The sequence below is a fragment of the Spirosoma flavum genome, assembly GCF_042686045.1.
GTDB classification, from domain to species: Bacteria; Bacteroidota; Bacteroidia; order Cytophagales; family Spirosomataceae; genus Spirosoma; species Spirosoma flavum.
In genome coordinates this window covers 915,446-940,914 of the sequence record NZ_JBHUOM010000023.1, presented here as the reverse complement: position 1 = coordinate 940,914, position 25,469 = coordinate 915,446, and the positions used below count along the sequence as shown (strand labels likewise).

The following is a 25,469-nucleotide window of genomic DNA, read 5'->3' as shown; positions in this document are numbered from 1 at the left end:
TAAAATCTGACTAAATTCCTTTCTACAGGGTCGCATTACCGGATCGTTCGGCTACTGTCGACCATCACACAGGTAGCCTCACCACGGTGTTTTCGTCAGGAAGTAACAGATGGAACGTCGTTCAGTTGACAGCCGGCATGTCAGAGGGATCAATCAGTAAGTAGCCGGGATTGATGCAAGCCCCGTGCCAGCGTACGCCAACATGCAAGTGAGGGCCCGTCACTCGTCCTGTTTCGCCGACCAAGCCAATCGATTGGCCTTTTGTAATGGTTTGATTGGCCTTTACCGAATAGCTCTTTAGATGGAAATATTCCGAGATCAAGCCATTGCCATGGTCAATATAGACCGAGTTACCACTATAAAACTGATTAGCCACCAGTAACACCCGACCATTCCCCACGCTTAAGACGGGCTTGCCCATCCCAACTGGGTAGTCTTGCCCGGTATGGCGGTCGCGAGGCTGGCCGTTCAACGTCCGGCAAGCACCAAAGTTGCCTTCTCCTTTGGGCAGGTTATGAGCAGGCTTGCCCACCGGTAGGTCGAAAACGGCTGGACGCTCCTTCGTTTTAAAGCTAATGAGTGGGTTAACCAAGGCGGCTTCTTTGACAGCACGTGCCTGGTTTTGGGTAGACACGTTGACGTATTCCAACTTGGGGAAGTTTTTCAAATCTTCCTGGACGCACTCTTTGGCAGCTACGTTGAGCGTAGCCGTTTCTAATTTTCCGCCCGTTGTGCGTCGAGAGATGGTATAATGTCCTGGCTTCATATCCATATCAACTGGATAGTAGCAGGTGCCGTTAACGGCGGCCCAAGCTCGTTTCTCTAAACTACAGCGTAGGCAGTTGCCCGCCCAACGAGCTACCTGGCCTTGGGCAACGCTGACCGATTTAGGCGATATGACTGAAGGTGTTTTCTGTGTCTGGGCTTGAGCCATTGCCAAGCTGAGGTAAAAAACAATCAGCGTTAATAAGCGAACTACGTTCATCGGTTGGTAGGGGTATAGGGGTATAATAGTAATAACCTGTCCAGACTAGGCTATGTTCTAAAGCCGGTTGGTTTAAAGTGGATGGCTTTGGTTAGTATTAACGCTGCCGTTGCGGATCACTGAACAGACCGGCCTTGATCCTCTGGTGAAGGGAAAACGATTTACATTCGTACGTTTGGCAGCTTTGGACTCAAACAACGTGCTCGTAAAATAGGCCGGAATATGGGTACCAATACTCAACTACCCTAGAGAAGCCGTGAAAACAGGCCGAATTGCAGTTTGGAAAAGGGAGAGAAGAGACAAGATAGTATGTTGATATAATATTCCTAGATTAGCCGTGTCAATGACTAGTGAAGTAATCCTAAGGGTAGTCTAGAAATAACCGTTTTGGCTTGTTGTCAGTAATACGTAAAGTCACATTAAACCAACTTTTTCAGGATATGGAAGCGATCACGATTATTATACTGGAGGTTTTATTTGCTGTGCTGATGTACAACAGACGATCTATGATGAAAAGCTTTAAGAAAGAGAGTTAACTACTTAAATAAGTGTTGACCGTTACTGTCAACCAAAAGCGCGATTGGTTCACTTTAACCCATTAAAAAAAGCTGTCATTAGTTCATTTGACAGCTTTTTTAATCTACGCTTTTTGGTCATTAGGCTTTGATAAAAGCAAACAGGTCTGCGTTAATTGTTGCGGCTTCAGTGGCGGGCATGCCATGTGGAAAGCCCGGGTATGAAATGAGTTTTCCATGTTTTAACAGTTTTATAGACTTTGCTCCAGAAATGGGAAACGGAACGATCTGGTCATCTTCGCCATGTAAAACAAGTACGGGTATATCCACACGTTTGAGGTCTTCAGTAAAATCTGTTTCTGAAAAAGCCTTAATGCCCTCATAATGGGCCTTTATGCCGCCCATCATTGCCTGACGCCACCAATTATCCCGGATACCCTGTGAGATGGTTGCCCCTTCCCGATTGTAGCCATAAAATGGAATTGTAAAATCCTGAAAATATTGTGGCCGTTTCATTGCAGTACCTTCACGTATCCCATCGAACACAGCTTCCGGAATACCTTCCGGATTGGTCTCGGTTTGTACCATGAGTGGTGTAACCGCACTGATCAGAACAACTTTAGCTACGCGGCCCTGGCCATATTTGGCCGCATAGCGAATCGCTTCACCGCCACCGGTTGAGTGGCCAATGTGTATCGCATTTTTTAGATCAAGCGTTTGAGTAAGCTCAGCCACATCGGCTGCGTAGGTATCCATATCATGTCCATCAGAAGTTTGGGAAGATCGTCCATGTCCTCGGCGATCATGGGCAATAACTCGGAATCCCTGACTCAGGAAAAACATCATCTGCCCATCCCAATCGTCGCCGGATAATGGCCAGCCGTGGTGGAAAACAATAGGTTGTCCTGTTCCCCAATCTTTGTAATAAATTTCGGTACCGTCTTTTGTTGTGATCTTACTCATGTTTTTGGGTTTTAGTGCTGGTTGTAACTACTGTTTTATAGACATGTGCGACTGATTGAATTGGGCAGTTAGTAAAATTGAACTGTCTCATTCATAATTAATTGGAGGATTTGTTAGACGTTTTAATTAGGCAAGCAGATTAAAACAGATAAAATTGATGTATAGAGGATTACGCGTTTAAAAAACGCAGATTCAAGGGTGAAATGCAACCAGTGGAGCTAAAAAAGACGGATTTTATATGTTCGTTAGGCGTGACCCAGTTGAATTACAGCGGGGACCGGTTCCTGCAAAGTCGGTTGTTGATTCACCTCCTGACAGTAAGCTGGCTCACTAAACAGAGTTAGGACATGAGCATGTTTTGTAACAATAAAATACCAACGGGATTACTGTGATTTATGCCCAACAATACCCGATGCGCAGCCGAAGAAATAGCTCGTTGGTTGACAGATTAGGCCAGCATCCTGAAAGAGCTGACTGGCCTGTTTTGAGTTTTTAAACTGTGTGCTATAAACGCCGAGCATTCGGTACGTCTGTGGATTTCCTAAAAATAGAGCGCCCAAAATAGGAATAACCTGGCGTAGATAAAACAGGTATAAAATTCGCAGAAGAGCGGGCTTGGGAACAGACACTTCTATACACGAAAATTGCCCGCCTGGTTTTAGAATTCGTTGTATTTCAATAGCTAATTGCTTTATCTGACCAGTATTGAATGTTTTTAGTCCGAATGATACAACCACATGGTCGGCGGACTGGGCGGGCAATGTTCCGGCTAAGACGTTCTGTTTGTGGATTGTAATGGTGTAAGATGAAAATTGCTTCTTTCGTTTTTTTTGATCTGCATAACGGAGCATTCCCTCACAAAAATCAATGCCTATCAATGTTCCGCTTGGGCCAATACGCTGACAGATATAGGCCCACGTTTCACCCATACCAGTCATTAAATCAACGACGACCTGATTCGGTTGGATGTTGAGTTCAAAGACGCATCGACGACGCCACCGATTGGAAAAGCCAAATGAGGTGATCGTATTCATACGCTCGTAGGTCAAGCTCATTTCATTAAAAAGTTCCTGAACAAATTCAGGTTCGTAAATTGACTGAAGTGGTTTTGACTTTTCTATTGACATACTTAATTTAATGTTATTACCCAACACCTCCGCCCCCCGGCGTTTCAATGCGAATGCGTTCGCCCGGTTGCATCGGCCTGGTGAAGATACCAGACAACTCTTTTTCTTCTCCATCAATCAAAATCAGAGTTTGACGGCCTACTAAACCCGGTTTCCCATCGTTTAGACCGTATGGAGCGACAACCCGGTGCTGGCTTAAGAGCGTAGCCTGAACTGGTTCCAGAAATTCAATCTCACGGACGATGCCATCGCCCCCGCGCCACTGGCCTTTACCTCCAGAGCCATTACGGATACTAAACTGATGTAGCCGGACTGGGTAGCGACGTTCCAACTCTTCAGGGTCGGTCAGTTTGGTATTTGTCATGTGCTGATGCACCGCCGACCGACCATCTGCACCAATTGTGGCGCCCGCTCCCCCGCCAATGGTTTCGTAATACCCAAACCGACTATTGCCAAAGAGAAAGTTATTCATTGTTCCCTGACTGCACGCAGCTAGCCCTAAGGCTTTCAATAACGTATCAACTAACCGCTGGCTCACTTCTGTATTGCCACCAACGACAGCCGGACATTTGGCTGGATCATCGGGGAAAATCGGATTGAGAAACGAAGATTCAGGCAGACTTAGATCAACTGGTGCCATTAACCCCTCGTTTAGGGGAATATCTTTTCCACACCAGAGCCGAAGGACATACAGCACCGCGCTGTACAGAATAGAAATATTCGCGTTGAGGTTATGGGGATGAACACCAGACGTGCCTGTAAAATCAAACGTTATTCGGCTGTTCGTTATCGTAATTTTTACGCGAATCGTATGTCCATCGTCGAGAGCTTCTTCGGCCATGAACGTCTGTCCGTCAAGTGGTTGTAGCACGGCCAAAATTGCATCACTAGCCGATTGTTGCAATCGTGCCATGTAGTGTTGCACAGTCGAGAGGCCATACTGAGTGACAAGGTTACGAAGGGCAGTCTCGCCCGTCTTGAGCGATGCCAGAGCGGCTTCAATATCAGCTCGGTTTTCGGTTAGTGCACGGGTCGGGTAGGCGGCATCAGTAAAATGAGCAGACAGCCCACTCGTATGTCCATTACTTTTCCACAAGAACTCGCCCCCTTTCACCACATACATCGGCTCCAGCACTACCCCTTCTTCCACTAATGAAACAGCATCGGGGGGCATTGACCCCGGAACTTTTCCGCCAATTTCGGCGTGGTGTGCGCGATTAATGACATAGCCGATCAACGTTGGAATTTCACCCAACTTTTCATCTGTAAAGACACCACTTATAAGCGTTACATCGGGCAGATGGGAGCCGCCGTACTTTGGGTGATTGGTGATAACCACATCGCCCGGTTCGAGAGGTATTTTGGCCAGCACCAACCGGGCACAAACGCCCAAGCTACCCAGATGTACCGGAATGTGCGGTGCATTGGCTACTAACTCGGCGTTGGCATCAAGCAAGGCACAGGAGAAATCAAGTCGCTCTTTTACGTTCACCGAAAAAGCTGTGCGTTGTAATTGGACGCCCATTTCTTCGGCAATGGCCCGGAACCGCTGGGTGAAAAGTTCGAGTTGAATGACCTCGTTCGAACTGATCCCGACAACTTCCTCAATGTCGGCAATATAGTCTACGACAGCGTTTTTGTCCGCCTGTACAACAAGCCGCCAGCCGGAGTCAATGAAGGCCGATGATGTTGTGTTGAGCAAGAGGGCCGGCCCACGAAAGGTGTCACCTTCCTGTAGCTGCGTCCAGTCGTAGGTAGGGTAGTAGCCACTCTCAAACCGCATCGACGAACCGCTTGGCATCGCGTGACGATGGCTTACGGGTGAACTGCTTACAGGCAATTCATCGGCAATCGTACTGACAAGAACGCGCATACTTTCGACTTCGATAGGGCGCGGTTGACCATTGGCATCGGAGGGGAAATGACCGTACAAGTGCTGATATTGCTGCTCAAAGTCGTAGGCTAAACGGTCACTAAATGGTACTTCGACCGTAGCTTCCTGACCGGATAGACGAAGGAATACGGAAATTGATTTTGTTTTGATGGCGGCATCAATGCCAATATCCTGCCGCAGGGTTTGGGTAGCGTTGTCGATAAGGTTTTGACGTATGCCGGGGAGTTCGCTTTCAATTATAGATAAAGACTGCAATATCGACCGCGCGGCCATTCGCTCAATTTGCGCCTGACCAATTCCGTAGGCGCTTAATAAGCCGCCATCGAAGGGAAGAATGAGCCGTTCCATGCCCAGCAATCGGGCTATGGCGCAACCGTGGAGACCGCCTGCTCCACCGAAAACCAGCAACGTATAGTCTTTTGGATCGAACCCCCGCGCGACCGAGATTTTTCGAATGGCCCCCGTCATTGTCTCGTTGGCAATATGCTCGAAACCATGTAATAACTCGATTGGCGAAGAAGTTGTGCCTGTCACTGCGATTTGCCGGACAATCTCGGCCAACGCTAGTTGCGCTTTTTCAGGGAAAATCGGAATGCCAAACTGCTCTGGGTGGAGTTTTCCCAACAGCAGATTCACGTCTGTAATTGTCAGCAGGGGTGTTTCCTCTACGGCATTCGCCATGTGCGACCCGACCGAACGCGACCCGACACCATAGCAAGCAGGGCCTGGATTGGCTCCTGCACTTTGTGGCCCAACGCGCAACTGAGTACCGTCGAACCAGCAGATTGACCCGCCCCCAGCCGCAACCGTTTCAATCGCCAGCGAAGGCAATTGCAAATCGAAGGGGCCAATTTTAGTTGAAAAACGGTAATCTAAACCACCCTGAATCCGAGCAACATCGGTGCTGGTGCCGCCCATGTCGAGGGTTAACACGGGTTGATTATTGCCAATGGCAGCTGCTCCTATAACGCCCCCAGCCGGGCCGCTCAGCAAGCTGTCTTTGGGTTGAAACAAATCAGCACGGACTAAACCGCCTGCGCTGGTCATAATTCGGACTGGATAGTCGTGGACCCGTTGCCGGGATGTCATATCTCCTGCACCAACACCACTAAGCTGCTCTTTCACATTGTCCAAATACGACCGCATAACCGGTGTCAGATAAGCATCTACCACTGCCGTTTGCGTCCGGGCTACATACTGCGGAGCCATAGAAACGCTGGTTGAAATCGTTACATAGGCAAATCCAGCTACTATTAAAGCTTCACGCAGCCTTTGTTCATGGGTTGGGTTTTTGTAAGCGTTGAATAGCGAAACCGCCACCGCGTCAGGCTTTAATTTATGGAGTTGCTCAACCAGATCAGCAATTGTATGGTCAGATAAAGGCGTTAATAAGTGCCCGTCAGCGGCTATACGCTCATCTACTTCGACTACGGATTCATACAGAACTTCGGCGGGCGGAATTGCTAACTGGAATAGATTAGGCCGTTGTTGGGTTCCAATTTTCAGTAAATCTTTAAAGCCTTTGGTAACCAGTAGTGCTACCCGTCCACCTTTCCGTTCGAGTAGGGCGTTGGTACCTTTAGTGGTGCCGAGTCTCATCTCTAACGATGGAAATGGCTGATTTACCGGGGTTTGTGTTAATAGCCGAGCGGCTAAAACGGGGGCTTCCTCACCAGTAAATAACTCGACGGTAGTTGCTTTCGATGTTGCTCTAAACGGGCGGTCAAGGGTAAACAATCCGTTGGTTTGCAGCGAGACAATAGTGTATTGATCGCCTGTCTCGCTAATGCTAAGTTGATACCCATCGAAAATTGATGATGTGAGCCAGGGCGCAACAAGTTTACCATCAATTAATTGCCCCCGTAGGCGACTACTACTCAAGACTTTGATGCGATGCAGATTTCCGGCGGGGTCGCGGGCAAGTCCGTCGGTGAAGGTGCCGCCGGTATCAATCCAGATTTGGTACATGGGTTAGTTAATCAACTTAATGCCTGCTTTCCGGTAAGTCGCTACCATTTCCAGTTTAGCTTCGTTATCCGTAATCAACACATCGAATAGGCTTAGGGGCGCAAAATAGAGGTATTTGTCGGTTTCTAGTTTCGAGGAGTCGCAGAGAAGATAAACTTTTTCGGTTTGCCGGGCCATTGCTATTGCTGTGCTGGCTTCCTTCTCGCCGTTGGCACTCAGGCCGTGCTGGAGTGAAATACCATCTACGCCAATAAACGCCCGGTTGGCTCGGTAGCGGGCAATGTGGTCTTCGGCAATCAGGCCATGCACCGCCTGACGTTCTTTATCTAATTCGCCACCCACCAAATTTATCGTTACGTCTGAAGACATCAACTCGGCTACGACTGGCAACGAGTTTGTTATGACGGTAATTCGTTTGTTGCGAATAAACTGACATAGCCGAAACACCGTACTGCCGCAATCCATGAAAATTGTGTCGCCCTCCTGAACTTCCTGCGCGGCTAACTGACAAATGTGATCCTTTCGCTCGGCATTTACGGCGGTTTTGTTCTCAAATCGAAATTGATCGGTTGCCAAACTAACTTTCATGGCTCCCCCGCGCGTTCGATAAATCAGCCCAGAAGCGGCCAGTTGCACTAAATCGCGCCGAACGGTCATCTCCGATGTTTGTAACAAATCGGCTAACTCGCGCACGTCCACCGAGCCGCGTTCGTCAACCGTTTGTACAATAATCTGCTTTCGGTGCTGGAAATTCATGAGAAATGCGTTGTTTTGTTCAAAATTAAACAAAATTAAACAATTTCGAACAAATGGCTTCTGAACGAGTGCAAATAACAGAGGAGAAATTACTTTCTGACAATTGGTATGTTTTGAAACGATTTACGTTCAATTATCTCGGTAAAAACGGGCAGTGGACAACGCAACAGCGTGAAGCTTACGACCGGGGCAACGGAGCCACGATTCTACTTCACAATCCATTAGCTGATACTGTTATTCTTACCCGGCAGTTTCGCTTACCAACGTTTGTTAACGGCAATAATAATGGCGGGCCTTCGTCTGGTATGCTAATTGAAGCCTGTGCCGGTCTGCTCGACAATGACGATCCAGAAACAGCAATTATCCGCGAAACTGAAGAGGAGACCGGCTATCGAATTCAGTTTGTGCAGAAAGTGATGGAAGCGTATATGAGTCCCGGCTCGGTTACGGAAAAACTGTATTTCTACATTGCTCACTACACTCCTGACACCGAACGTAATGCCGGGGGCGGCATTGACGAAGAAGAAATAGACATTCTGGAATTAACTGTTAGCCAAGCTTTTGAAATGATAAAGAGTGGCGAAATTATGGATGGGAAAACGATTATGCTGTTGCAATACCTTCGACTGCAACAGTTGTCGTGATATTATTTTTGCAAGTTGGCGTTACATGCCCGTGATGTCAGTTTCTCAAACCAGACAAATGAGGTTTTGAGAAACCTCGCTAAAGGAGCAAATAAGATCTTGAGACACATACAGCTTCGGGTTTGAGAACCCGACACCACGGTAGATCCGACGTCACTCACATAGATGACATTTGAAATTTATATAACACATTCTTAGCGAGAATGTCGTTAAAAGAGATCTCGATAGTGTATTAGCTGCGATTTTTCTCGCTCGCCTTCATAAAAAGCTGCGCTGGAAAATGAATAATCAACTGGAGTGGTAACTAACCCCGCCTTGACAGGATTATTATGAATATAGTTAATTTTCGTTTCGCAAACATCGCGTGAGTGTATCATCGTCGATTCGATCTGCCCAGACTTTAGAATGTTAAGTGCGATGCTCATACTCAACGTGTTGTAGTTGTTCAGCTTGTTGGATCTGAATGTACTCTCTTGGCTTTAGGGATGTGAACTTCTTAAAGTCCCGTAAATAGTTAATCAGGTGCTTATCATGTTCAAAGAAAATAATAAAATGGACGTGGTTGTTCATCAGTGCATAAGCCAGCAGTTTAGCTTTATACTTCTCGTTATAGAACTTAAAACTATCAAACAGAATATTGAAACAATGCGCATCGAAAAGGAGGGGCATGTGTTGATTACAGGTTGTTGTAATGAAAAAACAACGTTCTTCGGTTAATAGAGTACGATTACACAAGCCCATCAAAAGCAATTTTATAGGGTTCACCTATAAGACGAGTTGCACCAGCCTGCGTTACTAATTTTGTGTGTGGTATCAGGTGTATATAGTGTCGGGGGTGGTATAGTGTGCTGTCAGGTTCTCAAACCTGACAGGCTGCAAGGTTTCTGGAACGCCAGCCCGATTAAAACATAATACATTAGGGTTTGAGAAACCTCTTTATGGCGGGTTTGAGAACCCGCCATCACACCATAAAAGTGGTGCCGAATTTGAGAATTCGGCACCACAGTTTAATCATAATATAAGCTCTATTATTTCCCCGCCGAGATAAGGTTGGCAAACAGCCGGTACGCGCCGGGTACTCCGGCGGGCAGTTCGCGGAAGAAAACCAGGCCCGTATACATGAACTGACCTTTGCCATATTTAGCGTAAATCAAACTGCCCTCTTTAGCCGCTTCGTTCTGGTCGTGGGATGAGAAAATCGTTTCGTAGGCTTTATCCCAATCTCGCGCGAAGTAAATGCCCCGTTCCTGGATCCAGCCAGAAAAGTCAGCTTCGGTGATTTTATTCGGGTAATTGAGCAGAGAATGTTTCGGATTAACGAATGTCATGGGAGCATCCTCTTCGGTTACGCGTTCATTTACAACTGTAAATGGATAAGGTCCAAGTTGCGGTAAAGGAGCTTCATTTCGTAGAAACGAGCTATTGGGTGTTACATATTGCACGACCATCGTTCCGCCGTTTTTGACATAATCCATTAGTTTGGGCTGGTAACGAGCTAGTGAACTGTTGGTATTGTAGGCCCGGACACCAACCACAATAGCATCATATACTGAAAGGTTTCCGGTCAATTCCGTAGGGCTAAGGAAGGTTACACGGCAACCCATTTGCTGTAATGCGGCTGGAACCTCATCGCCCGCGCCAGCGATGTAGCCTATATTTTTAGCCGTTACCTTCACGTCTAATTTTACCAGTTTAGCTTCAGCCGGTGGGAACAGTGTCTGCGTTGGAATGTGTTTGTACGCAATGAAGCGCAGGCCCGTTGTAAAAGTCCCATTTTGGGTTGTCATTACGGCCTGTAACTTGCCATTCTGCGCTTTTTCTAACGGAGTTAAACGAAATGACAATCGTTGCTCATCACCTTTGGTTTTCAAGTCAAATGGTTGCGAGGCCGGTTCGATTTGCCAACCCGTGGGCACATCCATCCGTACTGTTCCTGATACATTTGCACGACCTGCTTTTAGCACGACTTCCGTCATTTTGGGTGCGTTGTCGTTGAATATGAAAACGCGCTCCGTCAGGTTGGCAGTCACATCGGGCTGAATGATAAAGGGTCGATACGTTTCTCCATCTACCGGGTCAGTTGACCTATAAACAACAGGACGACTAAACGTAAAACGTTGGCCACTAACCTCAAAAGTATAACTGGCGGTTAGCGCGGGCGGGTTTTCGGGTAAGCCAATAAGTTTCTGATTGTCTACCTGAAATAAGCCTTTATCAATAGGCTTTTCGAGCCAGTAAGGTTGCGAAATTTTCGCATTTTTCGGAATGGTTACCATCGTCGGCCATAGCACAACGTCGTTTGGTTTAAGATCAATATTGAGCGTCGTGTCTTTTCCGGTTGAGTAGCGAACCGTTAATAGCTTTATAGGTGCATCAGCCCGGCTAACGATATTAGTTGACAATTTAATTGTTTCGCCGGGTGTAGCTGCGTAATCGACGGGGTTGGTTTCAAACCATAATCCCAGACATTGCCGAATCAGCATTTCAACTTCCTGACGCTTGGCTTTCACGTAGATATTGGTCGTATCTAATTTGCCGATGGCTCCATATAAATTTACTAAGGCGGGCACCGAAGCCGCCGGTTGATCTGGTTTGAAACCCGTTATAAGCTGGCTAACCTGCGTCTGAACTGCATCGCTATTGATTACTCGTTTCCAGGTTATATCAACGCCCTCCAGCGGGTCTTTCTGAACAGGGTCACCACCTTTCAGTAATAGATAATCAATTCGGGCACCCCGATTGGGGGCAACACCAAATCCCTGACTTTTATGCTGACTACGACTTTCGGATGCAATTTCGCCGTACGATCTACCCAATAATGGATTGAATAAACCTGTTTCAATACCAATCAGATTACCCGCTTCTTCTGGCTTTTTGCTGCTCAAAAATGCACCAGGTACAAACACGTTCCACATAATGCGTCGGGCCTGCCACGGTTTCACATAAGCTAACTGCTCGGGAAATTTAGTCGGATCGTTCGAAATCTTGAAGGCTTCTTCAGCCAGATATCCCGAAGCGCTGTGATGTCCATGACCTGCGCGGGCATCGGGTGGGAAGCGCGTCATAATCACGTCTGGCTGGTATTTTCGAATCGTCCAGACGACATCGGCCAGCACTTTATCCTGCCCCCAGGTACGAACAGCCTCGTCAGTTGATTTTGAAAAACCAAAATCATAAGCCCGGCTGAAAAACTGGTCGGGTCCGTCAATGCGCCGGGCCGCCAGCAACTCCTGCGTTCTGATTACGCCGATATTTTCACCTTGTTCGGGCCCGATAAGGTTTTGCCCCCCATCGCCCCGTGTAAGTGACAGATACCCAGTACGAACAAGCCGATCTTTGGCTAAGTAGGCCAGTAACAGCGTATTTTCATCGTCGGGGTGAGCCGCTATGTAAAGTACTGAGCCGAGAATATTTAGTTTTTTAATGTTCGACAGTATCTCACCTGATGGCGCGGGTTTAATGGAACCGTAAGGAACCTGAGCGAACGAAACCTGGAATAATAGACAAATAAGCAGCGGGACAGGCAGGAGTTTTTTGAGCGACACAGGCAGAGCGTGATTACAGGCGTATCAGGCAAATTTACGATTTCGCGCATGGTTTAACCAGAGTTGTCTACCAGATTCAGTCAATTTTTGCGAAAAAAATGGTTATAAACGCCTGAATTATCGGTTAGGCCTTATTTACGTGGTTCGGTTATTTTGCCCGCCGTAGATTGAAATCCAAGTATAGTCACTTTATGTCGGGTATAAAAACCCGGCGAGTTATCATCGTCATGTAGAGAAGACGCCAATGTATACGTGAGTGTACCTGTTGGCTGGGTTGGGTTTTTATCGTAGTGAATCTTGTCGATCCAGATACCGACTTTTTTCACATGTTGATCGTCGGTTAAGTAACCCAGATCCCAACCTGTCAGTATGGGGATTGCCTGATTATAAGGAATATTTTCGACCACGAATGTTTTCATTTCGACATCGTCTGAATCCAATGAACCGTCTCCATCATCCGAAGCGGGCAGAATGGAAAAAGGGGGTTCAATGACGCCTAAATCACTACCACTCAAGCCGGAGACAACCTCACTAAATCCATAATCCCGCCTGTCGTCGTTGTCTTTGACAATAACGGATGTCTCCCAACTGACAAAACCAGTACCCACCTGACTGTGAGCAGTCTGTAATATGGGGACCGTATTTTTAGACGCTTTCTGATAACTCTTACCTGCTTCAACAAAAACTTCTGGATGGCCTCTATTGTAGGCGATTTGAAGTATGTGGTGATCTTCGTCGCAACCAGCCCATTCAAAGCCAAAACCACGGGGTAAGATACTGACTGTCTTTTGATTAGCAAAGGCGGGATTCTGAATAAAACTGGCGACAGACGACAGCGATGTTGTTGTATTGTCGTTAAAAAAAGAATAGAAATTCCCCCCTGTAGCATCAAATTTACGACAGTCGACGTCGGTATGATCGACGATCAGGTTAATGCTGGCGGGATTCCAGGCAATAACCGTAAAATGGTAACACCAGTGATAGGGGTCATCGAAGTTATCATCCGACAGGATGCCCGAAGCTTGCCACCTGAGCGTATTCTGCTCAATCCGGATGGTGTCGATCAGAGTTCCTAAACCTGCCACATGATGATCGCTATTCAGATAGTCCATCTCCCAGCCATTCAGAACGACGGTGGCATTGGTCGCGTAGGCAGGCAACGCTAAACCCTGGTCGATTTTGAGTGCGTCCTTACTTCCCGATTTTCTGGATTCTGCACATGCCGAACCCTGAATAACAATCATCGTTCCGGGTACCTCAAAAACAACACTTTGACTCGTATTGCCTATTTGTTTAACTAAAGGCGCACTACTTAAATCGCACAACTTACTGAGATCTCTAGCGCAAAAACCACATGATTCCAGGAAGATGGGTGCCATAACGCACAGCAGAATCAACGCAAACCGGACTTGAAATATGTTTTTAGCTGCCATTTCAGTATCGACTTTAGGTTTGATCAAGAAAGTAAAGGGCTCCTAACTCATCCACAAGCACATCCATTGTAACTAATAGGAGATATAAGCTCTTGATTGTCAATTGAAAGTATGGCAGTTGTTTTGTTTGCATCAACAATCATTTATTTATCGGCACATTAAAATTCTTATGTGGTATGTTGGCAGAATTGTGCCGAATGGTTGATGCATTGTGGGTATTATGGCTAGTCGAATAGCAAAAAGAAAAGGCTACCCAAACCAGGGTAGCCTTTTGACTCGTTTGACCTAACAACTAAACGAAACACATTATTGGAAGATCGTCACTTTTGTGAACTGGTTTGGTAGCGGTTTGGGTACGTTTGGATTGGTATTTACCTCGCCTTGTGGATAAATAAATCGTTCTGGTTTTTGGCTACCCGAATACAGAGGAATTGGTAACTGAACTATAGGTGTAGCTTTTTCCAACCGACGAATATCGTTGAAAGCCTCATATTGCATCAGGAAGAAAATATAACGCTGGGCTATAATTTCGTACAGCAGAGCTGTTTGTACCGATGCTAATTTGGTTGGGTTCGCTAAACCGGCAGAACTAAAATCATCCAGTACATAGGCATCATACTTAAGTCCTGCCGTAGACAGGGTTTGGCCATTTATATAGCCTCCTGCCAAACCGCTTCTAACTGAGTTCAGAGCAGCTAAGGCTTTGGCGGTATCGCCCAAACGGGCTTGTGCTTCTGCAATAATCAGCTGGTTTTCGTAGTAGGTAATAATAGGGTGCGGAGCTGTTGATTTAAACGCACCGTCTACCACATTGGGATCTAAACTACCTGTTGCTGTTATTCCTGATTTAAAGTAGAAATTATACAAGGCGGTTTCGTTCGTCTTCGTATTGGCCGAAGCAATCCGGGAGTTCATCAGGGTGGGCAGGTAGGCACCATCAAAACCCGTATCGCCAGCCCGGTTCACCCGGAAGAAATCGTAGTTCTGATTGTAATCGACACCTTGGCTAGTGCCGTGTGGAACTAGCGCATCGCCCGCTGTACTGCTTATACCCGAAGCGGCACTTGCTACTGATTTAGCGTACTCACCAGTGTGTAAATAAAGCCGGGCTTTCAGAGTGTAAGCAGCCGCTTTCCATTTGGAAACGCTGCCTTTATAGATAAAGTCCTGCGTAGCAAATGCTAAACCAGCCGAGGCTGACAAGTTCACAATGGCATTATCTAATGTGGTCTGGAGAGCAGCATACACATCCGTTTGTTTGTCAAACACGGGTGTTGGATACTTAACATCATCAAATGCCTGACTGTAAGGTACATCGCCGTAGAGATCTGTTGCTTTTGCAATTACCAGCGCTTCCAGAACCTGTCCAACGCCTTTCGTCCATTTATCACCTACGGCATCGGCTTTAGTCTGAATTAGTCGGGTCTGGCTTGCAACGGGGTACATGGGACTCCAGGAGAAATTCTGCGAAGAAACGATATATTCAGCATAACCTTGGTGCTGACGAGCTAGCCCATTCAATTCGCCTGCCCAGATTGCTGAGATACGAACGTCGGTGTCTTCGTGCAGCATAGACACCCCCAATAGCGTTCCTGATAGCAAAGTGGCTACGTCTACATCTGTAACCGCATTGGGGTTGCTTTTGATGCTTGGGTCATCAAATAAATTACTGCAACTGCTTAGCAACGTGATTGCTAGCAGTGAAATGGTAATTTTATGTGAAAATGATTTAATCATGATTTAAATGAGTTTATGGCGTATAGTTTGTGACGTCGGTAGGCAGCCATTTAGTTTAACAACCCGGCACGCTCGCGTTAGTAACTATATCGGTGGTCTCTCATGCAGTTTGAAAAGAACTGAAGCTAACCATCCGACATCACAAACGACAAACTAGTTAGTACGTGATTTTCAGCGAAAACAATAGCGATTTCGTGTTTGGGTTTGTAAACCAGTCTTGTCCTCTTGATAGACCAGCTCCCGTAATGTTCACTTCGGGATCAGTACCTGTGTAATTAGTCCACAAGACCAGGTTACGACCAGTTAAGCTGAAATCGACGTTCGATAGATGAGTAAACCGACGAAATTTTTCGCTGCGCAAGCTATAGCTCAGCGTTATTTCGCGCATGCGGGTAGCGCTTCCATCTTCAATAAATTGTTTGTATGAAGCCGAGTTAAACGCTGTTCCCCGACCTTGCCACCAAGCTTGGTTAATTGCTACCGGCCCAGCACCAAAGTCTTTGATCTCGCCTTGAAACGAAGTGCCAGCGGCAATTAATTTTCCGGCTACATCTTTGAGTCCACCCGTTGGTGCAACAACTGTATGACCTTGGTCGCCATGGGTACCTATGTTATATAGGGCACCTCGTGTGCCGTTATAAAAGTCATTACCAGCTACACGGTCGAACAACACATAAAGCGATAAGCCTTTGTAGGAGAATGTACTTCCTAAACCACCACGCCATTTCGGATTCGGATTACCAATGATTTCGTTATCCGTACCACCCTGTGGAAAACCATTCGCGTCTAGCTTGTATTTGCCAGACTCGTCTTTTAGGAAATCGGTTGAATAAAAGACACCAAATGGTTGTCCCGGAATCAGCGATGCGTTTTCCTGATAGCTGTCTGATAAAATCTGGACAGATGCTCCAGCCAGTGATACAACTTTATTGCGGTTTAATGAGAAATTGGCTGATAGATTCCATTTGAAATCGCCAACGGTCAACATATCAGCACCGGCTTCCAATTCAAGTCCTTTATTGGAAAGTTCAGCCGCATTGATATTGCGAACAGTATAACCCGTTTCGTTCGGTACGTTCAGCGACAGAATTACGTCTTTCGTACTGTTGGTATAGGCTGTAGCCGAGAAGTTGATGCGATTATTTAGGAATCGTAGATCAACCCCAACTTCACTTTCCGTTTTCCGTTCCGGACGCAGGAAGTCATTGCCAGCCGTTGTGCTACGAACATAACCACCACCATATAATGAACTGGCCGAGGACAAACCGCCAGAGAAGGCATCACCATAAGCAGCAGGCGAGAACGTTGTAAAGTTTTGGTACGGCTGTGGCTGAATACCCACTTGTCCCCATGTCAGACGCAATTTACCGAAGCTAAGTACTGGACTGCTTTCCAAACCCTTCAGTTTGGTGAACTGCCAGGCCAGGGCGGCCGATGGGAAAAAGAAGCTACTTTTTGTTTTAGAGCCAAATGTCGACGCACTTTCGCTACGACCGGTCAGCGTCAAAAATAGCATGTTATAAGCCTGAACTTCTGCCTGCGCATAGTATGCATACGTACGAATCAGCGAATTATAGTTGGTCGCCGTAAGGTTGGAGTTCAACGCGTTCGTCAGAATGTCGGGGGCTGTAGGAACAATTAAGTTCGTAATAGCATCCGTTAAGATAGCTTTCCGACGGCTGTTATAGTTGACACCTACCAACAGCGAACCGCTAAAATCATTACTGAATGTTTTGGTCGCATTGGCAAATACGTCGGTATTAAACTGCTTCTCGGTGATCCAGTTTTTTGATAAATAACCGCCGAGGTAGGTGCCTGAATTTCGGGCAAACCGTTCCAATCGTGAGTCTATGAAGTTATCTATACCTGAACGAGCGGTAACACTCAGCCATGATGTCGGCGTAACGCCTAATTCAATATTCCCCGTAATGCGGTCAACATCGGTAGTATTTTTGTTGTTGTTGATGTTCCAGACTGGGTTAGAATAAATCGTGTTTTGATCTTTGCCTAGTGGATTTCGATATGAAACGTGGGCATTATTGAAAACCTGCCCGGATGCATCGGTATAGGTGCCGGTATATTGCGAATTGTCAAAATCGGGCGCAGTCCGTGTACCACCTAGTAGAATACCATCAAGGTTGTCTCCTTGCTGATTACGGGATGAAAACACTTTGGAGTACGCTAAGTTAGCAGAGGCCCGGAACCACTCGGTAAACTGACTGGCTACATTTACCCGAGCGGTATTCCGCTGATAATTGCTGAAGGCTTTAACAACCCCTTCCTGATTCAGGTTGGAATAACTGATCATGAAGTTAGACCGGTTATTGCCACCGCTAATATTGACGCTATTGTCGGTGAAATGGCCAGTCTGATATACGTCGTTTACGTGATCGAAGACATCTTGCGAGTTTTTGCCACCATGTGGGTTAGCCGCCGTACCGGCAGCAATGGCGTAACGCTTCGTACCATCGGGAAACGTAACGAAGCCCTGATAACCGGGGGCAGTAGGATCGGTTATATACGTGTCTGCTCCACCTTTCCGATCAGAAATCAGGTCACCAAAACTAACTTTGTTACCCTGGCTATAAAGACCATTGCTACCCTGACCGTAGGTAGTTTGCAATGGGTGCATTTTATTAACTCTGTCGAACGAAACTGTCGACTTGAACGTAATGTTGACTTTACCTTTGCTGTCTTTTCCTTTCTTAGTCGTAATGACAACTACCCCGTTGGCAGCCCGTGTGCCCCATAAAGCCGCAGCCGAAGCACCTTTCAGTACTTCCATGCTCTCAATGTCTTCGGGGTTAATGTCGTTGATACGTGACTGTTGAACAATGGAGTTACCAGCCGCAGACCCGTTATTGTCGCTGGAGTTACTAACAGGGATACCATCTACAATAAAGAGTGGCTGAGCATTACCGTTAATTGTATTCTGACCGCGAATCTGAATATAGGCTCCTGCCCCTGGGTCACCCCCGTTACGGGTGATAATTACCCCGGATGTTTTACCACTCAAGCCGGTCAGAAGACTCGTTTCACCCGATTTGGCAATGTTTTTACCAGTTACTGTCGAAACCGAAGATGCGAATTTATCTCGTTCTTCTTTCAGGCCAAGTGCTGTTATGATAACTTCGTTTAGTTGCTTAGTATCACTTTTTAGTTGCAGGTTAATCGCCGTTCTTACCCCAATTACTTCTTCGACGGTTTGCATCCCAACGGCCGAAAAAACCAGTGTCGTGCCCGAAGATGGAACGTTTAAGGTATATGCGCCATTCACATCTGTTACTGTACCAATAGTGGTTCCTTTTACGACAACCGTAGCTCCGGCAAACCCGCCACTACCTTCATCAGCGGCCACGGTGCCGGTTATCTTTCGGCCTTGTGCCCAAACATATGAGCAACTTAAGCCTATTAGCAGACTCAACAGTAAATACTTCTTCATCAGGCTTTGTTTGGTTAAAAAACGGTACGATTTTCAATACAAATAGCGTATAAAAATTTCGTATAGCCAATATTTAGCCTGTAAAAATATAATTTATTGAAATATTATTTCGTATATACAAAATAATACAGAATAAATTATATTTAAGTATATTTACTACCAAAGGGTAGAGTAGTATCTCGTGTATTTTCGCAACCTGAATACTGGAAGTAAGCGGACAAACAACGACGAGAAAATTATTAAAAAGTGATTAATATCAGTAGGTTAGGCGAAAAACACTGATATCCGTCCAGCACTTGGCTGAACGGATATCAGTGACAATAATACTTATAATGGTTGGGAAATTGTCTATTCAATCAACATGGTTATCCTATACTTGGACAGTACTATAATTATGGGCGTGTCAACAATTGCTCAAGGGAAAATACTTCCCCATTGCGAATAACCTGGTCAACATTCGATACATCACGGATGTTGGTTAGTGGATCGCCATTAACAATGACCAGATCAGCCAGTTTACCCGGCTCTATCGAGCCTAAGTCTTTGCTTACGCCCACTGTTTCTGCCGCCCAGAGTGTAGCTGACCGCAGCGCCTGGTAGGGAGTTAGCCCCGCATCGACAAATACTTGTAGTTCGGTATGCAGGCTCAATCCATAGGGTACAAAAGGACTGTCTGTACCGGCTGTAACGTGCGCACCGGCATCAACTAACGCTTTGACTCCTTTCTGAAGATTACCAAAATTGCTTAGGTAACCGGGACTTATTTTGGCATACTGAGCCGATCCTGCTTGAAGAGCATTGCTATAGTCTTCAGAATAAAACGCCCGATACTGCCGGTTTTCGTAAATACTAGGGTCTTTAGTGCCCAGTACGGCCAAGCCACCTTGCAAAGAAGCCGTTGGTGTAATGTTCATTCCCGACTTAGCCAACAACTGAATCACATCTTGATAGCTCCTGTTCATGGCCGTAATTTTGGGTGAATAACCTCGTCGGCTCGTGCCACCTATATGCTCAACGGCATCCACATCATAGCGCATGGCTGGGAAAATCTCGTGCGATGACACGGGTAGCCCGTGCGCATGAGCAAAGGCAGTAATCCGTTGTTGCATGGCATCTGGCATTCGAACGTAGGTTTTGATCAGATCGTAGCCCAGCCGAACAGCGCGATTAAGTTCACGATCAAGTTGTTCGTCGGAGTTGATGCTGGTGGCGGCTCCGTAGTAAATTCGGGTTCCGTCGGTCAAGCCACCTGTAAAAAATTGGCGTGGACCAGGTCGCAATCCACCCGCCCACGATTCTTTCCGTTCGAGGGCATCGTAAGGGTCAGCACCGGGTTCGCGCACAGATGTTATGCCAAAGGATAACCATAAACGACCGATTTTTTCACCTGCCATCGAGTGTTGATGTGTGTGCATCTCAAACAGACCTGGTATGACAGTCTTAGTCGACGCATCAATAAGCTTACCAGGGCGACCGGCCTGATGGGGCAAAATGGCTTTGATTCGATGTCCATCAAGTACAATATCGACATTGGTTTGATAGGTATTGGATTTTCCGTCGAATAGCCGCCCGGCATGAACCACAACGGTTCCGGTAGGCTGACTGAGTTGCCATGAGAGGTCCATTGGGTGCGTTTCTAGGTGCCCATCGGCAATATAAATCTGTTTGAACACATCCGTCGCCAGAAACAACAGGCTTTTAGAGTCACCCGTCCAGGTAGGTGTCTCGGCTTGCTCAGTAGTAAGTTGGCGGGGTGTTCCGGTGATAGTGCCGTCGGCTTTAACATCCGTTACCCACAGTAAACCGTCGAGAACATACGCCATTTTGGTGCCATCGGGTGACCAGACGGGACCATTTTGACCCCTGGTGGCGAGGCTATGCGCTGGCGCGGGTGATACATAGCGGTCGTTTTTGCCATCGAATGAAATAAGCAATACTTCACTAACGCCTTCGCGGTAGCGCGATGAGTAGGGGTGAAGGGCGGATACGGCCATTGTCTTGCCATCGGCGGCCCAGGTTGCCTGACTAGGCACAAACAGCGACTCGTGTACTTTTCGCGTTTTCGGGGCTGTTACATCCGCCGTGTAGGTTACGTCGGCGATATAGAGAGTGCTTCTGCCCCAGGCATTACGTGGGTCGCTCTGGTAAAAGGCAATTTTGCTGCCATCGGGTGCCCAACTCGGATAGTGAAGATCGTCGGCCATATCGACCAAATTTCGATCTTGACCCGTTTTTAAGTCTCGAATCCAGACATCCATATTCCCGTTACGGTCTGAGACGTAGGCTAGCTTTGTTCCATCCGGCGACCAGGTCGGTTCAACTTCCATCGTCGGCCCCTGCGTCAATCGCTCAGGTATTTTAGTGCCTTTGGCCAACAGCCATAAGTCACCAAGAGCCGCAAACGCAATTTGCTTTCCATCAGGAGAAATAGCCGTTCCTTTGATACCCCGAACTGGTTGTGGTGTCCGGCTGTCGAAGTCGTAGGTCTTCCGTTTATACGTGTTTCGGGGCAATGTAATAATGGCTTGAAATGGAATTGTTTGGGCCGTTGTACTACCAATTTTTCGCCGTTTCAATAGTCCGCTAGCGGTGTATAAATACTCCCCGGCTGAAAACCAGCTTGTCCGAAAAGGAAATACATCGTCGGTGGCTTCAGTCAGCATTTGTGTTTTACTATCGGCAATAGATACCGTTTCCAGTCCACTCTGCGAATTATTCAGCGTATTATAAAACAGATGTGAACCGTCGGGCTGCCAGGCTGCTCCAGCTAGTTTAGCATTCGACGGAGAAACGAGTTTTTCCGTATTTCCCGGAGTCACTATGTAGATGCCCGGAGCATTAGTCCGGTCGGAAATGAAAGCGACTTGTTTGCCGTCGGGCGAGAAAGCCGGACTAAAATCGTTGGCTGGGTCTTTGGTCAATTGAGTTAATTTGCCATCGGCCAGATTGAGTTGCCAGATGTCATAATTACCGCTTCGATCCGACGAAAAGACTACTTGCTTTCCATCGGGCGACCAGTGTGGTTCCCGGTCGTCGTAGACACCGGACGTTAGTTGTTTGGGTTTGCCGCCAACTGCTGATACTGTCCAGATGTGATACCGACCATCCCAAAAAGAATGGAAGACAATCTGTTTCCCATCGGGTGACCAATTCGGCTGGCGGCAATCACCCAATACATCAGTTACTGGCCGCGCTACGCCCCCAGCAACGGGTAAGACCCAGATAGTCCCCTGTAAGTCAATGGCAATCTGGCTTTTGTCAGGCGATAGATCGGCGGCCATGTTGGTCCCTTCTGTGACCGTTACCCGGATTGAATCAACTCCATTTGCCCGTGCCAGGGCTGGTGAAAGAAGAACCAGCCAACCTGATACGGCTGTCAGGAGGCCAATTAACGTGTGTGATATTTTCATAAAAGAGGAAGGACAACAGCCTGAATATGACCTGTATGGCCACTTCTCGGATTTTTCCTTCTTAACCTACACACCCAATAGGAGACTTCCTAACATGAGGTCTATTTGCTGAGGTGCAAATAAGATTATCCTTGAATAACTGAAATTATCCTTAAAAAAAGTCAAAAAACGTATTTTTCGGCATTGAGTTATGCATCACCAAATTCTATCTTTGCGAGCAATCCATTTCTAACCTATTAATCAATCACATGAATTTGAGTCTTTATATAGTTCCCGTATTGGGCATTGTCGGGTTGGTGATTATGTACACCAAATTCCTGTGGGTTTCTAAACAGGACGCTGGCGATGCCAGAATGCAGGAGATCGCGGGTTACATTGCTGCGGGTGCCATTGCCTTTTTGAAAGCTGAATGGCGTGTTCTCACCTATTTTGGTATTATTGTGGCTGTTCTACTGGCCTTCGCTGGTACACAAACCGCGAACTCAAGCCCCATTATTGGTTTATCATTTGTACTGGGTGCCTTTTTGTCTGCTTTAGCAGGTTACATCGGCATGAACATTGCCACCAAAGCCAACGTTCGCACAGCTCATGCCGCCCGAACAAGCTTGACTAAGGCACTGGACGTGTCATTTACAGGTGGTTCTGTTATGGGTATTGGCGTGGCAAGTATTGCCGTACTTGGCATGGGCAGCCTATTTATCTTCTTATACAACTTATATGTTGGTGCTGATGGCGTTGCCAATGGTGATGTGAACGGTCTGCCAATGGAGAAAGCCCTCGAAGTACTGGCGGGTTTCTCGCTCGGGGCCGAATCCATTGCCTTGTTTGCCCGTGTAGCCGGTGGTATTTATACCAAAGCTGCCGACGTTGGTGCCGATCTTGTTGGTAAAGTTGAGGCCGGTATTCCCGAAGATGACCCGCGTAACCCCGCTACTATTGCTGACAACGTGGGCGATAATGTGGGCGACGTTGCTGGTATGGGTGCCGACTTATTTGGTTCGTATGTGGCTACTATTCTGGCAACGATGGTACTGGGCCGTGAAATCCGCATTCCAGCCAATCTCAATATTTTCGGTCATGCACCCATTGTGTTACCCATAATGATTGCCGGACTGGGCCTGATTCTTTCCATTGTCGCCACCTATTTTGTTCGAATCAAAAATGACAATGGCAGTGTTCAGGGTGCTCTAAACCTCGGTAACTGGATATCTATCCTCTTAACCTTAGTCGTATCGTATTTCCTGGTTATTAACTACCTGCCCGACATCACAATGGAGATTCGGGGTGTTGAATTTACGCGCATGGACGTATTCTACGCTATTGTAACGGGTTTAATTGTTGGTGCATTGATGTCAACGATTACGGAATACTATACCGCAATGGGCCGTCGGCCCGTGATGTCCATCATTCGGCAGTCGGCAACGGGCGCAGCGACCAATATTATCGGTGGTTTAGCAGTTGGTATGGAATCGACCGTACTGCCAATTCTGGTGCTGGCGGCTGGTATCTATACATCGTATCACTTTGCGGGGTTATATGGAGTTGCTATTTCGGCGGCTGGTATGATGGCTACTACGGCTATGCAGTTGGCTATTGATGCGTTTGGTCCAATTGCCGATAATGCCGGTGGTATTGCCGAAATGAGCTATTTACCCGAAGAAGTTCGAGGCCGAACCGATATTCTGGATGCGGTTGGAAATACGACAGCTGCCACAGGAAAAGGCTTTGCCATTGCGTCGGCTGCGTTAACGGCACTAGCTTTATTTGCCGCCTTCGTTGGTATCTCAGGTATCTCGGCTATTGATATTTATAAGGCCGATGTACTATCTGGCTTGTTTGTCGGAGCCATGATTCCCTTTATTTTCTCGTCATTGGCTATTGCTGCCGTGGGTCGCGCGGCTATGGCGATGGTGGAGGAAGTTCGTCGTCAATTCCGGGAGATTCCGGGTATAATGGAAGGAACGGGTAAGCCCGAATATGAAAAGTGTGTGGCAATTTCAACGCAGGCGTCTATCCGTGAGATGGTACTGCCAGGCGCTATTGCCTTGACAGTACCCGTTATCGTTGGGTTTATTTTCGGCCCCGAAGTACTTGGCGGTTTGCTGGCGGGTGTAACGGTTTCGGGTGTGTTGATGGGAATTTTTATGAATAATGCCGGTGGCGCCTGGGACAATGCCAAAAAGTCGTTTGAAAAGGGCGTTATGATTAATGGTGAGATGTACTATAAAAAATCGGAACCGCACAAGGCATCTGTAACGGGCGACACCGTCGGTGATCCGTTTAAGGATACTTCTGGACCATCGATGAACATCCTGATTAAGCTGATGTCTATCGTTTCGCTCGTCATTGCGCCTTACATCGCTGTGCAGTCGTCTGAAACGCCGGGCTATAACCGCGAAGGCAAGGAAGCGGCTGGTACGGAGTTGCCTTTAGAAGAATCAACAGCGGCTGACAATGATAAAGTTAGTACGCCAAATGCGAAGCTGGGTAAATTCAGTATTCAGAAACTGACGAGTGGTATTGAGTTAAACATTCCTGAATTTGGTATCGAAAATAAACTGCTGGCTTTTATCAAGGGCGATAAAGCTATTGATAAAGAAACCTGGTTTGATTTCGACCGGTTGTTGTTTGAGACAGGTAAGGCCACACTAGAATCTGAATCGCAGGAGCAGTTGAAAAATGTTGCCGAGATTTTGAAAGCGTATCCGGCGGTGAAGGTCAAACTTGGTGGCTACACCGATAATACCGGTAATGCTGCCAGTAATCTCAAACTATCGCAGGATCGAGCCAATTCGGTGCGGGTTGAGTTAGAGAAAATGGGTATCGACAAAGATCGTCTGGATGCAGAAGGCTACGGTCAGGAACACCCCGTTGCCTCCAATGATACGGAAGAAGGCCGTGCGCAAAACCGCCGGATTTCGATTCGGGTGACGAAAAAATAGCTCCATTCTACCGGTTAATAAAACCTGTTACCAGAAAGTCAGTCTCCTAAAAAGGCTGGCTTTTTTTTGTCTAGTTTTATTATATAGGACTGATTATCAATCCTAACA

At 46.9% G+C, this 25,469-nt stretch carries 14 protein-coding genes; 3 read left to right on the top strand and 11 right to left on the bottom strand.

Features of this window, described 5'->3' with window-relative positions:
• Nucleotides 1-121 precede the first annotated feature (121 nt).
• Entirely contained in the window at nt 122-985 is an 864-nt protein-coding gene (locus ACFS25_RS24635; RefSeq protein WP_381506354.1) for a M23 family metallopeptidase, read from the bottom strand.
• A 159-nt stretch (nt 986-1,144) separates the two neighbouring features.
• Between ACFS25_RS24635 and ACFS25_RS24630 the strand changes: the two genes are divergently transcribed.
• Nucleotides 1,145-1,234 (top strand): HU family DNA-binding protein, encoded by a 90-nt coding sequence (locus tag ACFS25_RS24630; protein ID WP_381507078.1) that lies wholly within the window; start codon nt 1,145-1,147, stop codon nt 1,232-1,234.
• Between the two features lie 407 nt (nt 1,235-1,641).
• On the opposite strand, the gene ACFS25_RS24625 is transcribed toward ACFS25_RS24630, so the two are convergent.
• The 4 genes from ACFS25_RS24625 to ACFS25_RS24610 form a co-directional block, all read right to left on the bottom strand.
• Nucleotides 1,642-2,463 carry an alpha/beta fold hydrolase gene (locus ACFS25_RS24625; RefSeq protein ID WP_381506351.1) on the bottom strand — a complete coding sequence of 274 codons (822 nt, stop codon included), beginning with the start codon at nt 2,461-2,463 and terminating at the stop codon, nt 1,642-1,644.
• Between the two features lie 383 nt (nt 2,464-2,846).
• Nucleotides 2,847-3,590, bottom strand: coding sequence for a class I SAM-dependent methyltransferase (locus ACFS25_RS24620; protein ID WP_381506349.1), 744 nt, complete (start codon nt 3,588-3,590; stop codon nt 2,847-2,849).
• 16 nt (nt 3,591-3,606) lie between these two features.
• Entirely contained in the window at nt 3,607-7,452 is a 3,846-nt protein-coding gene (locus tag ACFS25_RS24615) for a hydantoinase B/oxoprolinase family protein (RefSeq protein WP_381506346.1), read from the bottom strand.
• Nucleotides 7,453-7,455: 3 nt separating this feature from the next.
• Nucleotides 7,456-8,208, bottom strand: a complete 753-nt coding sequence (locus ACFS25_RS24610) for a DeoR/GlpR family DNA-binding transcription regulator (protein ID WP_381506344.1) — start codon at nt 8,206-8,208, stop codon at nt 7,456-7,458.
• Nucleotides 8,209-8,261: 53 nt separating this feature from the next.
• On the opposite strand from ACFS25_RS24610, the gene ACFS25_RS24605 reads away from it, so the two are divergent.
• A complete protein-coding gene (locus ACFS25_RS24605) occupies nt 8,262-8,852 on the top strand; it encodes an NUDIX domain-containing protein (protein WP_381506341.1) in 591 nt (196 codons plus the stop codon).
• A 408-nt stretch (nt 8,853-9,260) separates the two neighbouring features.
• Here the strand turns inward: ACFS25_RS24605 and ACFS25_RS24600 are convergent, their stop codons facing one another.
• The 6 genes from ACFS25_RS24600 to ACFS25_RS24575 all read right to left on the bottom strand — a co-directional run bounded on the left by ACFS25_RS24600 (nt 9,261) and on the right by ACFS25_RS24575 (nt 22,419).
• Entirely contained in the window at nt 9,261-9,521 is a 261-nt protein-coding gene (locus tag ACFS25_RS24600) for a transposase (RefSeq protein WP_381506339.1), read from the bottom strand.
• Nucleotides 9,522-9,880: 359 nt separating this feature from the next.
• Complete coding sequence (locus ACFS25_RS24595; RefSeq protein ID WP_381506337.1) at nt 9,881-12,397, bottom strand: PIG-L family deacetylase; 2,517 nt, start codon at nt 12,395-12,397, stop codon at nt 9,881-9,883.
• 131 nt (nt 12,398-12,528) lie between these two features.
• Complete coding sequence (locus tag ACFS25_RS24590; RefSeq protein ID WP_381506335.1) at nt 12,529-13,830, bottom strand: hypothetical protein; 1,302 nt, start codon at nt 13,828-13,830, stop codon at nt 12,529-12,531.
• Nucleotides 13,831-14,136: 306 nt separating this feature from the next.
• Complete coding sequence (locus ACFS25_RS24585) at nt 14,137-15,567, bottom strand: SusD/RagB family nutrient-binding outer membrane lipoprotein (RefSeq protein WP_381506333.1); 1,431 nt, start codon at nt 15,565-15,567, stop codon at nt 14,137-14,139.
• A gap of 157 nt (nt 15,568-15,724) precedes the next feature.
• Entirely contained in the window at nt 15,725-19,009 is a 3,285-nt protein-coding gene (locus ACFS25_RS24580) for a SusC/RagA family TonB-linked outer membrane protein (protein WP_381506330.1), read from the bottom strand.
• Nucleotides 19,010-19,401: 392 nt separating this feature from the next.
• Nucleotides 19,402-22,419, bottom strand: a complete 3,018-nt coding sequence (locus tag ACFS25_RS24575; RefSeq protein WP_381506328.1) for a DPP IV N-terminal domain-containing protein — start codon at nt 22,417-22,419, stop codon at nt 19,402-19,404.
• A gap of 248 nt (nt 22,420-22,667) precedes the next feature.
• Here ACFS25_RS24575 and ACFS25_RS24570 point away from each other — a divergent pair, with 248 nt between their 5' ends.
• Nucleotides 22,668-25,361: a sodium-translocating pyrophosphatase gene (locus ACFS25_RS24570; RefSeq protein ID WP_381506326.1), complete on the top strand. Its 2,694-nt coding sequence runs from the start codon at nt 22,668-22,670 to the stop codon at nt 25,359-25,361.
• The last annotated feature ends 108 nt before the right edge of the window (nt 25,362-25,469 follow it).